The organism is Gordonia rhizosphera NBRC 16068, assembly GCF_000298195.1.
In the GTDB taxonomy this organism is placed as follows: domain Bacteria; phylum Actinomycetota; class Actinomycetes; order Mycobacteriales; family Mycobacteriaceae; genus Gordonia; species Gordonia rhizosphera.
Genome location: NZ_BAHC01000180.1, coordinates 1 through 18,585 on the forward strand (window position 1 = coordinate 1; position 18,585 = coordinate 18,585).

Annotated in this window: 17 protein-coding genes and 1 pseudogene; 12 read left to right on the forward strand and 6 right to left on the reverse strand. The window is 66.4% G+C overall.

The annotated features are described in order from the left end of the window. The 4 genes and pseudogenes from GORHZ_RS21645 to GORHZ_RS21660 form a co-directional block, all read left to right on the forward strand. Positions 1-466, forward strand: a pseudogene (locus GORHZ_RS21645) (AAA family ATPase); the annotation flags it as partial. Further along, entirely contained in the window at positions 463-1,590 is a 1,128-nt protein-coding gene (gene mcrC / locus GORHZ_RS21650; RefSeq protein ID WP_006336874.1) for a 5-methylcytosine-specific restriction endonuclease system specificity protein McrC, read from the forward strand. The pseudogene GORHZ_RS21645 and the gene mcrC, both read left to right, overlap by 4 nt. Next, complete coding sequence (locus GORHZ_RS31000) at positions 1,580-2,131, forward strand: hypothetical protein (RefSeq protein WP_157205308.1); 552 nt, start codon at positions 1,580-1,582, stop codon at positions 2,129-2,131. The genes mcrC and GORHZ_RS31000 overlap by 11 nt, the downstream gene beginning before the upstream one ends. Continuing rightward, entirely contained in the window at positions 2,121-2,420 is a 300-nt protein-coding gene (locus GORHZ_RS21660; protein ID WP_006336878.1) for a hypothetical protein, read from the forward strand. The genes GORHZ_RS31000 and GORHZ_RS21660 overlap by 11 nt, the downstream gene beginning before the upstream one ends. Positions 2,421-3,497: 1,077 nt before the next feature. Here the strand turns inward: GORHZ_RS21660 and GORHZ_RS21665 are convergent. Together GORHZ_RS21665 and GORHZ_RS21670 are read right to left on the reverse strand one after the other, a co-directional pair. Next, on the reverse strand, positions 3,498-4,421 hold the full coding sequence (locus tag GORHZ_RS21665) for a MaoC/PaaZ C-terminal domain-containing protein (RefSeq protein ID WP_006336908.1): 924 nt from the start codon (positions 4,419-4,421) through the stop codon (positions 3,498-3,500). After that, complete coding sequence (locus GORHZ_RS21670) at positions 4,421-5,785, reverse strand: 3-oxoacyl-ACP reductase (RefSeq protein WP_006336910.1); 1,365 nt, start codon at positions 5,783-5,785, stop codon at positions 4,421-4,423. The genes GORHZ_RS21665 and GORHZ_RS21670 overlap by 1 nt, the downstream gene beginning before the upstream one ends. 131 nt (positions 5,786-5,916) lie before the next feature. Between GORHZ_RS21670 and GORHZ_RS21675 the strand changes: the two genes are divergently transcribed. From GORHZ_RS21675 to GORHZ_RS21690, 4 genes are all read left to right on the forward strand, one after another. Further along, positions 5,917-7,212, forward strand: a complete 1,296-nt coding sequence (locus GORHZ_RS21675; RefSeq protein ID WP_006336912.1) for an acetyl-CoA C-acetyltransferase — start codon at positions 5,917-5,919, stop codon at positions 7,210-7,212. Between the two features lie 208 nt (positions 7,213-7,420). Then, positions 7,421-9,121, forward strand: a complete 1,701-nt coding sequence (locus GORHZ_RS21680) for a VanW family protein (RefSeq protein ID WP_006336914.1) — start codon at positions 7,421-7,423, stop codon at positions 9,119-9,121. 46 nt (positions 9,122-9,167) lie between these two features. After that, on the forward strand, positions 9,168-9,944 hold the full coding sequence (locus GORHZ_RS21685) for an SDR family NAD(P)-dependent oxidoreductase (protein WP_006336915.1): 777 nt from the start codon (positions 9,168-9,170) through the stop codon (positions 9,942-9,944). A gap of 114 nt (positions 9,945-10,058) precedes the next feature. Then, positions 10,059-10,292, forward strand: coding sequence for an AbrB/MazE/SpoVT family DNA-binding domain-containing protein (locus GORHZ_RS21690; RefSeq protein WP_006336917.1), 234 nt, complete (start codon positions 10,059-10,061; stop codon positions 10,290-10,292). A gap of 5 nt (positions 10,293-10,297) precedes the next feature. Here the strand turns inward: GORHZ_RS21690 and GORHZ_RS21695 are convergent, their stop codons facing one another. Together GORHZ_RS21695 and GORHZ_RS21700 are read right to left on the reverse strand one after the other, a co-directional pair. Then, the gene (locus tag GORHZ_RS21695) at positions 10,298-12,445 is read right to left on the reverse strand and encodes an MMPL family transporter (RefSeq protein ID WP_006336918.1); all 2,148 of its coding nucleotides are present in this window, start codon (positions 12,443-12,445) and stop codon (positions 10,298-10,300) included. A 156-nt stretch (positions 12,446-12,601) separates the two neighbouring features. Further along, complete coding sequence (locus tag GORHZ_RS21700; protein ID WP_006336920.1) at positions 12,602-14,437, reverse strand: acyl-CoA dehydrogenase; 1,836 nt, start codon at positions 14,435-14,437, stop codon at positions 12,602-12,604. Between the two features lie 214 nt (positions 14,438-14,651). Here GORHZ_RS21700 and GORHZ_RS21705 point away from each other — a divergent pair, with 214 nt between their 5' ends. Further along, on the forward strand, positions 14,652-15,149 hold the full coding sequence (locus GORHZ_RS21705) for a YkvA family protein (protein WP_006336922.1): 498 nt from the start codon (positions 14,652-14,654) through the stop codon (positions 15,147-15,149). Here GORHZ_RS21705 and GORHZ_RS21710 read toward each other — a convergent pair. Further along, the gene (locus GORHZ_RS21710) at positions 15,085-15,855 is read right to left on the reverse strand and encodes a deoxyribonuclease IV (protein ID WP_006336923.1); all 771 of its coding nucleotides are present in this window, start codon (positions 15,853-15,855) and stop codon (positions 15,085-15,087) included. The two genes, GORHZ_RS21705 and GORHZ_RS21710, sit on opposite strands and share 65 nt — an antisense overlap. A 29-nt stretch (positions 15,856-15,884) precedes the next feature. Next, positions 15,885-16,100: a hypothetical protein gene (locus GORHZ_RS21715; RefSeq protein ID WP_006336924.1), complete on the reverse strand. Its 216-nt coding sequence runs from the start codon at positions 16,098-16,100 to the stop codon at positions 15,885-15,887. A gap of 199 nt (positions 16,101-16,299) precedes the next feature. On the opposite strand from GORHZ_RS21715, the gene GORHZ_RS21720 reads away from it, so the two are divergent. The 3 genes from GORHZ_RS21720 to GORHZ_RS21730 all read left to right on the forward strand — a co-directional run bounded on the left by GORHZ_RS21720 (position 16,300) and on the right by GORHZ_RS21730 (position 18,577). After that, positions 16,300-17,469, forward strand: coding sequence for a phosphatase PAP2 family protein (locus GORHZ_RS21720; RefSeq protein ID WP_006336925.1), 1,170 nt, complete (start codon positions 16,300-16,302; stop codon positions 17,467-17,469). Positions 17,470-17,478: 9 nt separating this feature from the next. Next, positions 17,479-17,880, forward strand: coding sequence for a hypothetical protein (locus tag GORHZ_RS29685; protein ID WP_006336931.1), 402 nt, complete (start codon positions 17,479-17,481; stop codon positions 17,878-17,880). A gap of 94 nt (positions 17,881-17,974) precedes the next feature. Beyond that, positions 17,975-18,577: a DUF305 domain-containing protein gene (locus GORHZ_RS21730; protein ID WP_006336932.1), complete on the forward strand. Its 603-nt coding sequence runs from the start codon at positions 17,975-17,977 to the stop codon at positions 18,575-18,577. The last annotated feature ends 8 nt before the right edge of the window (positions 18,578-18,585 follow it).

Consider the following 18,585-nt stretch of genomic DNA (forward strand, 5'->3'; position numbering starts at 1 on the left):
GTCGGAAGCGTTGCAGCTGGCCTATTCTCAACCTGACGAAGATCCCGTGTTCATCCCCGAGAACCTCTACGTCATCGGCACCATGAACCTCGCCGACCGTTCGCTGGCGATCGTCGACTTCGCGCTGCGGCGTCGCTTCGCGTTTGCCGACTTGTCGCCGCAGTTCAACAGTGCTTGGCGGAAGTTCGTGTCGGAGCGGAACGGAATCGACATCTCCACCCTCGCAGACCTGGGTAACCGCATCGGGGCGCTGAACACGCAGATCACCGAGGATCGCTCTCTGGGCGCGCAGTACTGCATCGGCCACAGCTTCTTCACACCGACCAACGACACGAGGGTCGACGACACGGGAGCCTGGATCAGCGATGTCGTCGAGCAGGAGATCCGCCCGCTGCTGTCCGAGTACTGGTTTGACGATCCCAAGAGAGTCGAGGCCGAGACCGCGAAGTTGATCGGCACGTCGTGACCGTTCCCGGCATCATTACCAGTGGCAGCACCGCCATCCCGGTGCGCAACCTCTGGCTGCTGATGCTTTACGCTTCCAAGCTGTTTCAACACGACCAGCGGATTCAGAAGGGTGACGTCGAGGACAATCCGGATGAGCTATTCGATCTGGTGGCCGAAATCCTGGTCACCGCCACCGAGCGGCGCCTGCAGCGAAGTCTCGGTCGGCAGTACCGATCTCGGTCCGACACGCTCACACGGGTTCGCGGACAGATCGACGTGCTCACCACCGAGTCGAGACTGCTGCTCGCGCAGGGACGGGTCGCCTGCAGGTTCGACGAGCTCTCGGTCGACAACCTCCGCAACCGCGTGCTGCGAACTGCTCTGGTACTCGCTGCCCGCCACGTCGCCGACGTCACACTGGAACGCCGGGCACGGGGTCTGGCGGACATCCTCGACCAGTACGGCGTCTCGCCACGGCTGGTTACGCAACGCGAGGCTGCTCAACTCACCCTGGGTCGAAACGAGCAGGACGATGTCGAAGCCATCGATGCGGCACAACTCCTCCTGCAGATGACGATCCCCGCAGAGTCAGCGGGCAAGCAGACAACGCGTGATCCGGAACGTGAGGCCGAGGCGATTCGTCGACTCTACGAGGCGGCGGTGCGCGGTTTCTACCGGGCCGTCTTACCGCCCGACTGGAAGGTCGCTTCCGGTGAGGTCCACCATCACTGGCCGGTCACCGACGGGAGCGGTGGGTTGACGGCGATTCTGCCCATCATGAAGACGGACACCCTGCTCGAGTCCGCCTCACGACGCATCATCGTCGAGACCAAGTTTGCAGATGCTCTCAAACCGAATCAGTACGGTGCCGTCAAACTCTCACGCGACCACCTCTTCCAGCTCTACGCGTATGTGCAGACACAGCACGGCAAGGACGAGCTGTCGACGACGGCCGAAGGGGTGCTGCTCTATCCGGTGGTCGGACAACATCTCAATGAAACGGCGACGATCCAAGGGCATCGATACCAATTCTTGACCGTGGACCTCGGCGGAAGCACTGCCGGCATCCGGGATGTCCTGCTGAGCGTTCCGCGGAACGCGGTCGAGGCCGTTGATGCGCCGGGTCCGACACATGGAATCTGACGAGCGTCGTCGTGATGACAGCACCTCGCGAGCGGCGGTTGTTGTCGAGAAGTCGGATGTCGTCGTCACACCAAGCTCACGCGAGGGCGACGTTCCATCTCCCGACCCGGTTTGCTACCTCCAACGCGGCCAGGTCGCGCCGGACGATGATCCGCATCGATACTTCTCATCGGCAGAACAAGCGACGGCTGAGCAGCTGGAGGCGCTTTACCCGTCAATCAGATTGGTGTCGATCGATGCCATGGATGGCGTGTACGGGAAGGCTGCAGATGCTCTTGCTGGCGGCCGAGCTGTCGAGCTCAAGCGGATAGCTGGCACCGCGCAGCCGGTCACAGCGGCAGTGAAACAGGTCCGTCGTGCGCTCGGACAAACGAACGACCTAGTGGTAGTGGACGCGAGAGAAGCCCTGCTGAGCAGGGAAGAAGCACTTCGCGCACTGACGCTGTCCGCCGCGCGGTACGGCGCGACGGTCAGCGAGATCCTGATCATCTACAGTGCGGAGGCGGACGTCGCCGCGGTAGGCTGGGCCCGTGAGCAGTGACGAGATCAGCATCTATGTGGACGACACTCCGGTCGCCACGGTGGAGGCTGTCCGCGACATCGCCGCTCACGTCATCACGGAGTCCGGCCTTGTTCCGAATGGATACTCCGCGTGGGATGTCGACTCGGGCGAGGGCGAGTTCGTCGCAGGAGCGAATCTCTCGGTGAATCTCTACCACATCCGTGAGCCCAACCTGAGCCACCTCGCATCCCTGATCTGCGACGCCCTCCGCGACAAGCTCGGTGTCCGTGCACGCGTCGAGTCCGAGGTCGAACTCACCAGTATGTGAATCGACCCCGCACGTGGTCGGTAGCGCTCGGAGCTATGGCGTTCAACGTCGCCGCCCGCTCCCAGGATGTCCACTGGGCAGCTCTATGCTGCTGCGGCGAGGCGATACGTCGTAGACCGGTCCCGAGGTGGTGGGTTTCTTCTGCCGCCGTCCCTTGACAGGCCGAACCGGTGGCAAGTCGGCCGGTTGGCGGGTGCGCAGGTCGAGCGCGCACCCGTGCGAAGGTTCTGTCGAGTGGAATTCTCTATTGCAGAGTCGGCAGATTCGCCGTGGCGCAGCAACTCTCGACGTTGCGCGTACCAGAGGTTGTCGGCTCACTCGAGAGTCGCACCTCGCAGCGAGGACTCCGATGTAGTCGACGCTGAGCCGGAGCTCGTGGGCGAGCGCGGAGGTGGTGGACCTGATCTGGCCTGTGACTGCGTTCCCGCAGTCGGCCGGGCCGATTCGGATGGCGTCTTCGCGCGCGTGACGGGTTGCTTTCGAGCAGTGGGTTGTGGGCTCCTTGTCGATGGCGTCACCTTGGGCGGCTTCTTGCCGCCTGGCCGCCTTGTTGCGTGCGCCACAGGGAGTCCGAAGATTGATGTCAATTTCCGCAGCTCGTTCGTCTCGGCCTTCGTCAGTTGGCGTCCGCGCGCGGCCCAGGCGAGTGTGTCCCGCCGTGTCCGCAATGCAGCGGAGGACTTCTTGCTGTGTGTTTGGCGGATCTGTCGGACAACCGCGGGACGGACAAGACTGGACGCGTTCTTGACCGTCTTGTCTCCGAGACGGCGAGCAAGTTTGACTTCCGCGTGGACCGGCAGGCCGACGTCGTTCGCTATCGCGTGCACAGCGGTACCGGACATTGTCACCCCTCTCTGGTGAGTCCGGCTCGTTCAGAAATGCCGGGCGTCTACAAAGTGAGAGTGATTAAATTTAGAACACGCAAATCCGACATCCGCCGGGAGGGCTGCACCGATTGATCGTTTGTCCGAACGCGGTCAAGGCCGCGACCGCCTGCGGCGAGGTCGCCTCCGACGACTGGTAGACCGCCGTCACGCGAATGCTGGAGGACGCACGCAAGCACATGCGTTCCCGAACTCAGCTGCTCCGGGTCGTCGCGGTCAGATGCGGAAACCCCTTGCGGCGGTCAAGGATCGAGATGTCGAAATTGCCGGATGAACTCGTCCCGCTCGCTGCGCTCACGGCGCCAGTGCCGTCGATACGTGTGGTGTAGAGATTCACCTTGGCGGGCAGCAGGATCGGCTTGCCGAACCGAACCGCGTAAGTGACGTCATCTCCGAGCTGGGCCTCGACGTTCGCGATCGCGGCTGCGGCGCTCCACATCCCGTGAGCGATCGCACGGGGAAAGCCGAAGGCCTTGGCGGCCAGGTTACCCATGTGGATCGGGTTGCGGTCCCCCGACGCCTCCGCGTATCCACGGATGCGACCGAGGTCGACGGTGAGCACCGCGTCCGGTGGCGGCGGGGCGACCTGCTTGGGCTCCGGGCCGCGCGGTTCGTCGGATAGGCTCGTCCGCTGCTGCCTGAGGAAGGTGCCGACCTGCTCGCCGACCACCTCCGAGCCGACGGTGAACTCGGAGATGACGTCGATCAGCATGCCCTTGCGGTGCTCACGCAGATTCTGCGCGTGCGTCTCGATGGTCAACGGCTCGTCGATGCCGATCGGTCGTCGGCGGCGGATGGTGTTCTCCACGTGGACCGAGCCGACGGCGCCGAAGGGGAACTCGCGCAGTGTCATGAGCTTCATGACCAGCGGGAACTGCATCACGAACGGGTAGGTCAACGGCAGCGCCGAGCCGAACCGTTGGCCGGTCGCCCGGCAGTAGTCGTGCAGGCGGTCGGCATCGACGCGCACGTCGTCAAGCCGGAACCGGGTGTCGGGGATGAGCGCGTCGGGGCCGACCGACCCCGATTTCCCGATGACCGGCAGCATCGCCCCGATGGCCTTGGAGTACACCTCGCGGGTCCTCGGAGGTGCAGGCAGCGTGATCGTCCTCGACATCACGCCCCCAACAGAGCCTGGCCGCACACGCGGACGACGTTGCCGGTGACCGAACTCGACGCTGGGTTGGCGAAGTAGGCGACCGTCTCGGCGACGTCGACGGTCTGTCCGCCCTGCTGCAGCGAACTCATGAGCCGCCCCGCCTCGCGGGTCGCGAGCGGGATGGCCGCGGTCATCTTCGTCTCGATGAAGCCGGGGGCCACGGCGTTGATGGTGACGCCCTTCTCGGCGAGGATCGGCGCATAGGTGTCGACGAGGCCGATCACCCCGGCCTTGGACGCACCGTAGTTCGTCTGGCCGCGGTTACCGGCGATCCCGGCTATCGACGACACGTCGATGACCGCGCCGCCGGGACGCAACGCACCCTTGTCCAACAGGTCGTTGACCAGCTTCTGCGGGGCGATCAGGTTGACCGCGATCACCGCATCCCAGCGTGCGGCGTCCATGTTGGCCAGGAGTTTGTCGCGGGTGATGCCGGCGTTGTTGACGACGATGTCGAGGCCGCCGTGGCGCTCGAGCGCGTGTTCGGCGAGCTTGGCGCCCGCGTCGTCGGCGGTGACGTCGATCGGGAACGCGGTGCCCTTGATCTTGTTCGCGGTCTTCGACAGGGCCTCACCGGCCTGTGGAACGTCGGCGGCGATGACGTGGGCACCGTCGCGGGCAAGGACCTCGGCGATGGTGGCGCCGATACCGCGGGCGGCACCGGTCACCACCGCGACCTTGCCCGCCAGCGGTTTGTCCCAGTCTTCCGGCGCCGACGCGTCTGCCGGGCCGACCCGGATCACCTGGGCGTCGACGAAGGCCGACTTCGCCGACAGTACGAACCGGACGGTCGACTCCAGACCGGTCAGGCCGGTCTTGGCGTCGGGGGAGAGGTAGACGAGCTGCGCGGTCGCGCCCTTGAGTAGTTCCTTGCCCACCGACCTCGTGAAGCCCTCGAGCGCGCGCTGCGCGACGTGCTCGTCGGGGTCGGACACGAGTTCGGGGGTGGTACCGATGACGAGAAGACGCGCGCACGGCGCGAGGGAACGCATGTTCGGCCCGAAGAACTCGAAGAGCTGACCCAGCTGCGCCGGCGACGTGATGCTGGTGGCGTCGAAGGCGAGTGCACCATACTTGTCGGCGCCCTGGCCGGTGGTGGCGTTATGGATGAGCGTGTAGTCGGGGTGTGACAGCATCTCGCGCAGGGGTTCGACCAGGCGGCCGGAACCGCCGAGCCGGACCGGGCCGGGCAGTGCCGGCTCCGACGACTTGTAGCGGCGTAGCGTGGGCGGCACGGGCAGCCCGGCCTGCTTGGCGATGAACGCGCCGGGCGCGGAATGGACGAAGGTCGAGTAGAGGCCGGGGTTTCCGTTCGAGGCCACGGGAGTTCTCCTCAGTCGTGTGGGCAGGTCGAAGGGTCTGCGACGACGCCAGGGGAGCGCCGTTCGACAACTAACTTACTCATGAGTAAGAATACTCTATAGATACCGAACCACACCCCTGGGAGATCGAAGTGGCCTACACCCCCAAGACCCGCAGCCTGCGTCCGGTCGCGATCCTCGGCGGCAATCGCATCCCGTTCGCCCGCCAGGACAAGGCCTACGCCAAGATCAGCAACCAAGAGATGTTCACCGCAGCCCTGGACGGGCTCGTGAGTCGTTTCAACCTGCAGGGTGAGCGGCTCGGCATGGTCGCCGGCGGCGCCGTGCTCAAGCATTCCCGGGACTTCAATCTGATCCGCGAGTGCGTGCTCGGTTCCGCGCTCTCGCCGTACACCCCTTCTTTCGACATGCAACAGGCCTGCGGAACCGGCCTGCAGGCCATCGTCGCGGTCGGCGACGGTATCGCGTCGGGTCGCTACGACGTCGCGGTCGGCGGCGGCGTGGACACCACCTCCGACGCCCCGATCGGCGTCTCGGAGTCGATGCGGCGGCAAATGCTGGAGGTCAACCGGGCCCGCAGCGCCAAGGACCAGCTGCTCGGCGCGGTCCGGCTGATCGGGAAGCTGGGTATCGAGATCCCGCGCAACGGCGAGCCGCGTACCGGCATGTCGATGGGTGATCACGCTGCGATCACCGCGAAGGAGTTCGGCATCAACCGCGCCGACCAGGACGCCCTGGCCGCGGCCAGCCATCGCAACATGGCCGCCGCCTACGACGCAGGCTTCTTCGACGACCTCATCACCCCGTTCGGTGGCCTGACCCGCGACGAGAACCTGCGCCCGGATTCGTCGACGGAGAAGCTGGCCACCCTCAAACCCGTCTTCGGGGTCTCGCTCGGCGACGCGACCATGACCGCGGGCAACTCGACCCCGCTCACCGACGGTGCGTCGACGGTGCTGCTGGCCGGCGACGAGTGGGCGCAGGCGAGGGGCCTGCCGGTGCAGGCCTATCTCGTCGACAGCGAGACCGCGGCCGTCGACTACGTCAACGGCCCCGACGGACTGTTGATGGCCCCCACCTACGCGGTGCCGCGTCTGCTCGAACGCAACGGGCTCACCCTGGCCGACTTCGACTTCTACGAGATTCACGAGGCGTTCGCCTCGGTCGTGCTCGCGACCCTGTCCGCGTGGGAGTCCGAACAGTACTGCAAGGAGCGTCTGGGCCTCGACGGCGCGCTCGGCGTCATCGATCGCGCCAAGCTCAACGTGCACGGTTCGTCGCTCGCGGCCGGCCACCCGTTTGCGGCCACCGGTGGACGCATCGTCGCGCAGGCGGCCAAGACGCTCAAAGAGAACGGTGGCGGTCGCGCCCTTATCTCGATCTGCGCGGCCGGAGGACAGGGCGTTACCGCCATCATCGAGGGATAGCCGGTCCGGTCGGCATCGATCTGGTCACATCAGCCGAAAAAAAGTCTCCGGAAAGCTGTAACGCGGCGGAAATTAGCGTAGATATAACGGATAGCTCCGGCTGAGCTGCCAGACCCCCGACCCGGCAGCTCGGCCGGAGCGCCTTCGTTCGGGCCTTCGGGTCCCTTCGCGGGGTTCCCACAGCGCGCATCCGCTGCGCGGTTTCCTTATGGTTGTCGACGTGATCAGATCCCCGGCCGCGCGTGCGGTGGTGCGCGTCGTCGTCGGAATCCTCGCGTTCGCCGGCATCGTTCTCGCAGCCGATTTCGTGGCCTCGAAGAACTCGACCGCCCGGGGTGTCGTCGTCGCCGGTATTCCCGCCGGGAACCTCGACGACGCGCAGACGCAGGCCGTCCTCGACGATCTGTCCGACCGCGCCACCCGCCGTGTAGCGCTCCGCACGTCGTCGGGAACCGTCACGGTGGCACCCGACGCGCTCGGGTTGACCTTCGACCGAGACGCCACCCTCGCACGCCTCATGGAGCAGCCGCGCAACCCGCTCACTCGGGTCCTCGCACTGTTCGGCCGGTCACGGACCGTGGAACCGGTGGTGGCGGTCGACCGCGGAGCCGTCGAGGTGACGCTCGACGAGCAGCGGTCCACTCTCGAGACGGCCGCTGTCGAGGGCGGGATCCACTACGACGGTGTCACCCCGGTCGCCGACCTGCCGGCCGCCGGCAAGCGCGTCGATCGCGACGACGCGATGTCGGCGCTCACCGACCGCTGGCTCTACGCGAAACCCATCGATCTTCCCCTCGAGGATTTTTGGCCGACGGTGTCCGCCGACGTCGTGCGCAACACGGTCGCGGGCGCGGCGACCCGGGCCGTCGCGGGGCCGCTGACCTTCCGGGGTACGGGTGACATCGCGGTGCGCCTCGAGCCGGCGCAGCTGGGCTCGATCCTCACCTTTGTGCCCGATGGCACCGGTGGGCTGGCCCCGGCGATCGAAGACAAGGGCGCGGTGGCCCTGCTGGGAGGGCGTCTGGGGCGAACCGAACGCAAACCCGTCGATGCCAGGTTCTCGATGGCATCCGGTGAACCAAGGGTGGTGCCGTCCCGCGACGGGGTGCGTCTTGACTGGGACAAGACCCTCGCGTCGGCGGCCGCGGTCGCGACCGGCGCCGATGCCTCCGACGCCCGCCGCGTCGAGGTCGCCTACCAGCCGATCAAGCCACGCTTCGACACCGCGTCCGCCCGCCGACTCGGCATCCGCGAGGTGGTCGCCGAGTACACCACATCGGGCTTCAGCAGCGCCTCGGGGGAGAACATCCGGCTCGTCGCCGCCGAGGTCGACGGCGCCCTGGTCAAGCCGGGCGCGACGTTCTCGCTGAACACCCATACCGGTCCGCGCGGCACCGCGCAGGGATACGTGACGTCGACGATCATCGATCACGGGCACGCCGAACAGGCGGTCGGCGGCGGCATCTCCCAATTCGCGACGACCCTCTACAACGCCACCTATTTCGCCGGGCTCGAGGACGTCGACCACACCGAGCACAGCTACTACATCTCCCGCTATCCCGAGGCGCGCGAGGCGACCGTCTTCGAAGGTGCGATCGACCTGAAGTTCCGCAACAACACCCGACACGGCGTCTACATCGAGACGAGTTGGACTTCGTCGGCGATCACGGTGCGGTTGTGGGGAACCAAGACTCGGGAGGTGCAGTCGATCACGGGTGAGCGTCACTCCTACACCGACCCGCCGTCGCTCGAGTTCCCGAAGGGCGAGAACTGCATCGCATCCGGCGGCAACCGCGGATTCACGACGTCGGACACACGCATCGTCACCGACGCCCGTACCGGCGCGGAGATCAGCCGCCACACCCGCACGGTCCGCTACGACCCAGAACCTAAGGTCACCTGCAAGTGAACACCCCTCTGGACCGAGCGATAGAACGCTCGATAGGCTCCGCAATGTGGATATCAATGGAGCAAGTGCAATTGTCACGGGCGGCGCGTCGGGCATCGGCGAGGCCGCGGTCCGCCAGCTGGCGGCCAAGGGTGCCAAGGTCGTCGTCGCCGACCTGCAGGCCGACAAGGGGGAAATCCTCGCCAAGGAGGTCGGCGGAGCATTCGTGCGCGTCGATGTCACCGACACCGCTCAGATCGAGGAGGCCGTCAACAAGGCGGTCGAACTCGGTCCGCTGCGGGCGCTGGTGAACTCCGCCGGCATCGGCTGGGCGCAGCGCACCATCGGCCGCGACGGCGAGTTCGCCTCGGCACACAACCTGGACGCCTACAAGAAGGTCATCGCGATCAACCTGGTCGGCACCTTCGACTGCATCCGGCTGGCCGCGACCGCGATGAGCCGCAACGAGCCGCTCGAGTCCGGTGAGCGTGGCGCCATCGTCAACATGGCCAGCGTCGCCGCATTCGACGGTCAGATCGGCCAGGCGTCGTACTCGTCGTCGAAGGGCGGCGTCGTCGGCATGACCCTGCCGGTCGCCCGCGACCTCGCGGCTGTCGGTGTGCGCGTCAACACCATCGCCCCCGGCCTGATCGACACCCCGATCTACGGCGAGGGCGAGGCCGCTGAGGCGTTCAAGGCCAAGCTCGGCGAGTCGGTGCTGTTCCCGCATCGTCTCGGCCAGCCCGACGAGCTGGCGTCGATGGTCGTCGAGCTGGTCACCAACTCGTACATGAACGCCGAGGTCGTCCGCGTCGACGGCGGCATCCGGATGCCACCGAAGTAGTTCTCTCTTTCAGCTACACCTAAAACTCCCACTTACACACGAGATTGCGTGTGCAAGTGGGAGTTTGGTGTGCGTGGGGACCGAGGCTGCCATTGAAATGGTACGGTCGCTGCCATGAGAACTACCATCGACCGTTCGGGTCGTGTGGTGGTGCCCAAGGAACTTCGGGATCGGGTTGGCCTGGTGCCGGGGGAGGTGGAGATCACCGTTTCGGGCAACGCACTCGTCCTCGAGCCGGTCACCATCGACGTACTCGTTGAGGTGGACGGTCGATTGCTCCTTCCTGGGGGAGGGCCCGAACTCTCCACCGACGACATCCGTGAGCTTCGTCTTGGCGACCAGCGCTGACACGATCAGTCTGGACCGTCGTTCTGAACCGATCTATCGCGCGCTGGGCGTGCGTCTGACGTTGCTCTGACGGCGGCCGGGCGCGTCGGCCACCAGAACGCGCCACGCTGCAGCACGGACAGCGATGGGACGAGCATCGGTGCCATCACGCAGGACGCCAGGATCACGCCGATCGCTACACCGGCCCCCAATTCCTCGAGGTTCTTCAGTCCGGTCAGGGTCAGCGACGCGAAGGTGAGACCGAGGATGACGCCGGCCGCCGCCGCGGTCTGACCGTTGCGGGTGATGGCGATCCGGGCCGCGTCCGGCGGCGCTTTTCCGGCGACGAACTCCTCGCGCACCCGTTCGGCCATCAGGATGTTGTAGTCGGTGCCGATGGCGACCACGAACAGATAGAGCACGATGGGCGTGGAGAAGTCGATGCCGGAGTAGTCCAGGATGTGCTGGAAGACGATGACCAGCGCGCCGAGAGTCGCGGCGAAGGTCACGAACACGCTGACCAGCAGGTTCGCCGGGGCGAGGACCGCCAGGAGCAGCGCACCGAGGATCACCCACACGATGATCACCGCGGTGGGGAACACGTGTCGGGTGTCGGAGTGCAGTTGAGAGCGGACGTCGGCCAGCGTCGCGGTCTGCCCGCCGACGGCGACCACCGCACCCGGCACCGACGAATGCGCGACCGGCCGCAACGAGTCGTCGATGGTGTCGAGGGCCTGGGTGGAGAACGGTGAGGTGTCCAGGACGACGTTGACGACGGCTGCGGTGCCGTCCCCGCTGATACGTGGCGGGGTCACGGCCGCGACGCCGGGTACCCCCTCGAGGTTCGTCGTCAGCGTGGCCAGCTCGTTCTGCGGAATCGGCCCGGACGACTTCACATAGACCTGCGTGGGGCTGAGATCACCCGGCGGCATCGAGGCGGCGAGGGTGTCGAACGCCACCTGTGACGGCGTGTCCGACGGCATCTCGCCGAGGGTGTTGTAGGTGGCCTTGTAGCCGGAACTGAACACGGCGAGCACGATCAGCAGGGCGCCGATGAGAACCGCGGTGATCGCCGGGCGATGCGCGACGCCGCGGCCGAGCGCCGCGAACACCGAGCGCTGCGGTTCGTGGCCGGGACCGACCGGCCAGAACATCACCTTCGAGCCGATCGCGATCACCGCGGGAATCAGCGTCAGCGCGGTGATCAGCATGACCGCGACCGCGATGATGAGTCCCGGCGCCAGTGAGTTGAGGGACCCGAGCCGGGCGAGGAACAGCGCTGCGAATGCGCCGATGACCGTCAGCGCCGACGATGCGATGACCCGCCCGACCGCGCTGGTGGCCCCCACGAGCGCGTCCAACCGTTCCTCGCCGTCGCGCAGGTGTTCGCGGTAGCGGAACAACAGGAAGACCGTGTAGTCGGTGCCGACGCCGAACAGGACCACCACCAGGATCGCATCCAGGGTGGTGCTGACCTCGAAGTCGAAGATCTGTGTCGCCCAGGCGGTCAGGCCGCGCACGGTCAGGAACACGACGGCGATCACGATCACCGGCAGGACGGCGATCAGCGGGCTGCGGAACAGGATGCCCAGGGTGGTCAGGATGACGATGACGGTGGCGATCGTGATGATGCGTTCGGCGTCGTTGTAAGCGTTGTTGCTGTCCACCAGGATCGCGGCGTTGCCGGTCAGTCCGGAGGTGAGGTCGGTGTTCGTCAGCGCCGACGACGCCGCATCGCGGACCGCCGGCACCGCGGCATCGACATCGGGGTCACCGGGCTGGCCGTCGAAGGCCACCTGCAGGGCAACGACCTCGTCGTCGGGGGCGACCGACTGCGGACCCGCGGTCACGGTGGTCACGCCGGGGATCTTGTCGTTCTGCAGGGTGGTGGCGAGGCCGAGGGCGGTCTGCTGATCGGCCGGCGAGAGTTGGCCGCCGTCGGTGCGCGAGACGACCAGGGTTCCGGTGGCGCCGGCGGTGGCGGGGAAGTACTCGTTGCCGATGTTCTGCGCGTCCACCGACTCGAACGACGACGGCAGGAAGTCCTGCTGGTTTCCGGTGGTGTGGTCGGAGAGGTTGGGGGCGAACACGATGATCGCCCCCACCGCGATCGCCCACACGACGACCACACGCCACGGATGAGCGGCGACGACACGTGCGAGTACAGCGAACATCGCTGGGCCTCTCGAGGGACTGCCTGGGAATCTACCCGCCGCGTGGTCACCGATGTGGCGGTTTGTGCTTGTCCCAATGGTCCCCTCGGTGCCCCTCAACCGCAAACGCGCACCCGTGAGAGGTACGCGTTTGCTCAGAGCGGTTTCAGAGGCGGATCAGAAGACCGACTCGTCGACCTCCATCACGTCGAGATCGATGTTCTCGACGGTGCCGCGGACGGCGGTCAGCAACGGCAGCATGTTCTTCGCGAAGAAGCTCGCGACGGCGATCTTGCCGTTGTAGAACGCGGTGTCATCCTCCGAGACGCCCGCATCCAGCGCGGCCAGCGCCACCTCGGCCTGACGCAGCAGCATCCAGCCGATGAGCAGGTCGCCGACGGCGAGCAGGTAGCGCACCGACCCGAGGCCGACCTTGTAGAGCTCCTTCGGATTTTCCTGCGCGCCCATCAGGTACCCCATGAGCGTGCCGGTCATCGCCTGCACATCCTCGAGGGCCGTCTTGAGCAGCGCACGCTCGGCCTTCAGGCGGCCGTTGCCGCCCTCGGCGTCGAGGAACTCCTGGATCTGACCCGACACATGCGCCAGCGCGGCGCCCTTGTCGCGAATGATCTTGCGGAAGAAGAAGTCCTGCGCTTGGATCGCGGTGGTGCCCTCGTAGAGGGAGTCGATCTTCGAGTCGCGGACGTACTGCTCGATCGGGTAGTCCTGAAGGAAGCCGGAGCCGCCGAGGGTTTGCAGCGACTCGTGGGACAGGAGGCTGTAGGCCCGCTCCGAGCCGACACCTTTGACGATCGGCAGCAGCAGATCGTTGACCTTGTGGGCCATCTTCTCGTCCGCGCCGGACACGATGTTCGCGGCAACGGCGTCCTGATGCGACGCGGTGTAGAGGTAGATCGCGCGCATCCCCTCGGCATAGGCCTTCTGGGTCATCAGCGAACGACGTACGTCCGGATGATGGGTGATGGCCACCCGCGGGGCGGCCTTGTCGGTCATCTGTGTGAGGTCGGCACCCTGGACCCGCTCCTTCGCGTATTCGAGCGCGTTGAGGTAGCCCGTCGACAGCGTCGAGATCGCCTTGGTGCCCACCATCATTCGGGCGTGCTCGATGACGTCGAACATCTGCGCGATGCCGTCGTGCACCTCCCCGACGAGCCAGCCGACCGCCGGCGTGCCGTGCTGACCGAAGGTCAGTTCACAGGTGGCCGAGGATTTGATGCCCATCTTGTGTTCGACGTTGGTGACGAAGACGCCGTTGCGCTCACCGAGTTCGCCGGTCTCGTGGTCGAAGTGGTATTTCGGCACGAAGAACAGCGACAGACCCTTGGTGCCGGGCTTCGCGCCCTCGGGGCGGGCCAGCACCAGGTGGATGATGCTCTCGGTCATGTCCTGGTCGGCAGAGGTGATGAAGCGCTTGACACCGTCGATGTGCCAGGTCCCGTCCTCCTGCTTGACCGCCTTGGTGCGCGCGGCGCCCACGTCGGAACCCGCGTCGGGTTCGGTGAGCACCATCGTCGCGCCCCAGCCGCGTTCAGCCGAGATCGCCGCCCACTTCTTCTGCTCGTCGGTGCCGTTCTCGAAGAAGATGTTGGCGAAGCCCGAGCCGGCTGCGTACATGAACACCGGCGGGTTGGCGCCGAGGATCATCTCGCCGATGGCCCAGTACAGCGACCGCGGCGCCGGAAGGCCCCCGAGTTCTTCGGCGACGCCGATTTTGTCCCAACCACCCTCGACGAAGGCGTTATAGGACTTCTTGAACGACTCCGGGACGGTGACGGTGTGGGCGTCCGGGTCGAAGACAGGCGGGTTGCGGTCGGCGTCGGCGAACGACTCGGCGATGGGCCCCTCGGCAAGCGCCTTGACCTCACGGAGCATGTCGACGGCGGTTTCGTGATCCAGGTCGCCGAAAGCTCCGGACTCGAGCACCTTGTCGAGTTCGAACATCTCGAACAGGTTGAAGTGCAGGTCGCGCATGTTGCTCTTGTAGTGGCCCATCTGCTGTTCCTATCTCGATACGGGCGTGGATCGTCGGCCGACATACATCCACCCGGAGGGGAGGATCGCCTGCCATACCGCTGGGTTCGTCTTCGGCGTGAGAGAAAGTTACTCGCCAGTAACCCCACAATACCTCGCTCACCGGCGGCGGACAACCCGAACGGGGTGTGACCTGCGTCGACCCCGGCGTCGAGGGCGCGGTATAGATAACGATGTGACCGGTTCGTTCATGTGGGACATGGCCATCGGCATCGCCGCGGCGCTCATCGTGATCTGGGTCGCGCTGGTGATCACCCTGGTGATCCTGCGGCCGTCCGGCGGACTTCTGCGCGAGGCCCTGCGAATCCTGCCCGACGTCCTCCGCCTCGTTCGGCGCCTGGCCGCGGACAAGACGTTGCCCGGCGGTGTCCGCATCCGGCTCTGGGCTCTGCTGGCCTATCTGGCGTTGCCGTTCGATCTGATTCCCGACTTCATCCCCGTCCTCGGCTACGCGGATGACGCCATCATCGTGACCGCAGTTCTCCGCGCAGTGGTCCGCAGAGCCGGACTCGAAGCGGTGCGTGCTCAGTGGCCCGGCAGTGACGACGGATTCGCCGCGCTCTGTGGAGTCACCGGCCTGACTGTGAAGCCCTCCGGCTACGAAAGCCCTACAGAGCCGAGCGTAGATAGTCCAGGTCGCCGGGCACGCCCTCGGCGGGCGTCTCGAGGATGACCGGTGCGTCCGCGGCGGCCGCGACCGCGACGAGGACCTCCGGGTCGATGTGCCCGTCGGCGAGGTTCGCGTGGCGGTCACGTCCGGAGTCGAACTCGTCGCGGGAGTTGTTCAGGTGCACCAGGTCGATGCGTCCGGTGATCGCACGGACACGCTCGACGAGTCCGACCAGGTCTTCGCCCCCGGCCCATGCGTGACAGGTGTCGAGGCAGAAGCCGGCCTGCTCGAAATCGCCCACCGACTCCCACAGTCGGTCGATCGCCTCGAGGGTGCGGGCCATCGCATGATCGCCGCCCGCGGTGTTCTCGATGAGGATCGGCACCCCGAAGCCACCCTTGTCGACCTGACGGTCGAAGAGCTTGCGCCAGTTGGCGAATCCCTCCGCGGCGTCCTCACCGTCACGGAGGTGACCGCCGTGCACCACCAGCCCGAAGGCGCCCAGTTCGGCGGCCGCGGCGGCCTGCTGCTCGACCGCCTTACGCGACGGCATGCGCAGACGGTTGTTGAGACTGGCCACGTTGATCTGATAGCTCGAGTGCACCACGACGTCGATCTCCGAGTCACGGATGGCCTCGGCATCCGGGCGTGGCACCGGCTTGCGCCAACTCTGCGGATCGGTGACGAACATCTGGAACACGTCGATGTCGAGGTCGGTGGCCGTGGTCAGGGGATCGGTGTCCTCACGAAGGTGTGCTCCGATGCGCATGGCTCAACGATAGTTGGCGGCCACCGGCGCTAATCGTCGGTGCCCGGCAGCATCTCGATCGAGATCGGGACACCCGGTGCGATCAGCAGGCGGCAGGGTGCCTCGGTTCCCTGGTAGAGGCTCAGCCACTCATGTCCCCGGCTGCCCTCGGCGTAGACCGAGTCGAGCACACGATGCAGGCGTGCCTCCGCCTCCTTGGTGATGATGTAGCGCTGGTCGCCATATCGCAGATAACGGTCGGGCACTGCACTCCTCCCACGATTCGGTGGCGAGTCGCGATGATGCCGTCGACCCGCTGTGACGCCGATCACCATCCTACGGCCACAGCCCGATCGACACGGACTTCGCGCCGGTTTACGGGGCCACGAACGGCCGATGACAATTAGGCTGACGGAAGGTTAAGAGGCGAGGGCCCCGTCGCGGGTGTGGTGGGCAGGAAGACGGTTGAGCATTGACGAGGCGATAGACGCCGACCCGCCGAACGATCGCGGCCACCGACCGGGGGTCGAGCCGTTCCTCGACGATGTGGCCGCCGCCGCCGAGATGGAGCCGGAACCGGAGAAGCGCCGGGACCTGACGATGGTGCGACGGATCGCGATCGTCGCGTGGATCGCGTTCATGGTCTACGAGTTCAGCGTCAGCGGACTGGCCTTCGATCGCACCCGGCTCATCATCCTGCTCTGCCTGGGCATGCTGGCCGCCACGATCGGCCGGCGCAAGGCGATCAGCGTGATCGTCGACTGGCTGCCCTTCGCCCTGATCCTGCTCCTCTACGACTGGACCCGCGACGTCGCACGCATCGTCGACATGCCGACGCAGTGGTTTCTCGCCGCCGACGTCGACCACGCCATCTTCGGTGTGAACCCCACCGTGTGGCTGCAAAGCCACATCAAGGATGCTTCGCCGCCGTGGTGGGAGGTCATCACCAGCGTCGTCTACATGTCGTACTTCATCGTCCCGTACGCGGCCGCGGCGGTGCTCTGGGTGCGCAACCGGGCGGCCTGGCGGCGATACGCGGCCTGTTTCGTGGCGACGACCTTCCTCGCGCTCGTCGGATACACGTTGGTGCCCGCCGCCCCGCCCTGGGCGGCGGCGCGATGTACCGCCGTCCAGGTCGCCGACCAACCCCGTGACCCGCAGTGCATGGCAACCGAAACCGGTGCCGCCGGCGGTGGAATCCTCGGGGAGGTGACTCCGTCGAATCCGGACGCGGCCCCCTACGTCGAACGGATCTCGGCGCGCGGCTGGAACTACCTCAACATCCACGCGGCCTCCACCCTGGTCAAGGTCGGTCAGGGCAAGGCCAATCTGGTCGCCGCCGTCCCGTCACTGCACGCGGGTCTGACGATGCTCCTCGCGCTGTTCATGTGGCCGCGGGTCAGGGCGTTGGGCAAGGCGTTGTTCATGGGCTACGCGATCGCGATGGCGTTCACGCTCGTCTACACGGCCGAACACTACGTCTTCGACATCCTGCTCGGCTGGGCGTTGGCGGCCATCGTCATCGTCGTCGCGCGGGTGATCGACCGTCGGTGGATCCTCCCGCGACAGCACCGGCGTGCGCGGGAGCGGACGGGCGATGTGCTCGTCGTCGGGGCAGAGGTGAAATCCCCGTAAGCTTGGCAGGTGCCGACCGTCATCGCCCGCCTTCGAGCCGCCGGTGCGGTGCGGGTGTACGTGCTGCTCGGCACCGTGATGGCCGTTCTGGTCATGCACGCCGGCGTCGGGCACGGCGATGCACGTGCGCACGAGTGCGATTCGTCGCCGACCGCTCAGACGACGTCTGATTCCATCGACCGGCATCCCACGATCAGTGGGTCCGACGACTGCGACATGCCCGAGCACCCATGTGTGTTCACCCGCGACGGGGACCCGGTGGTCACGCCGAAGGCGGTCTCGGTACTGGCGTGGGGATTCCCCATTCCGCTGCTGCTCGGCTCGATCCGCGGTCGGCGCATCCTGCGCACCGGGCGTCCACCTCCCTGGGTGATGCCGACCCATTCGCAACTCGCGGTGATCCGCTGCTGAGGAGGCATCGGCGGGCCTTGCGTCCGTGATGCCGTCATCGTCGGCTGCCCTCCTCGGGCAGGCCGACCACTCACTCATGCAGAGGAATACACACATGAAGAAGAACACGATCCTGTGGTCGGCCGTCGTCGCCGTCACCCTGGTGGCGGGCTGCTCGACCGCCGACGAACCGTCGGCCGCCGAGTCGTCGACGCCCTCGCTGCCCATGCCGATGGCGTCGGGCAGCGCTTCGTCATCGACGGCGATGTCGTACAACGAGTACGACGTCTCGTTCAATCAGATGATGATTCCGCATCACCAGCAGGCCGTCGCGATGGCCGAACTGGTCGCCGACCGGACGACGACGGCCGCGGTGCGCGATCTGGCGACGCGCATCCAGGCCGCGCAGCAACCCGAGATCGACGAGATGACCGCCCGCCTGGCCGCGTGGGGTGTTGCCACGCCGTCAACGCACGAGGGTCACGCGATGCCGGGAACGATGACCGACGACGACATGTCGGCGCTTGCGGCAGCCGACGGAACCGCTTTCGACCGGCTGTGGCTGCAACAGATGATCGCTCACCACCAGGGCGCGGTGGAGATGTCCGATGACGAACTCGCGGAGGGGATCGACCCCTCCTCACGCGAACTCGCGACTCGGATCAGGGTCGCCCAGCAGGCGGAGATCGACGAGATGAACCGGCTGCTGAACCCGTGAGCGATGGG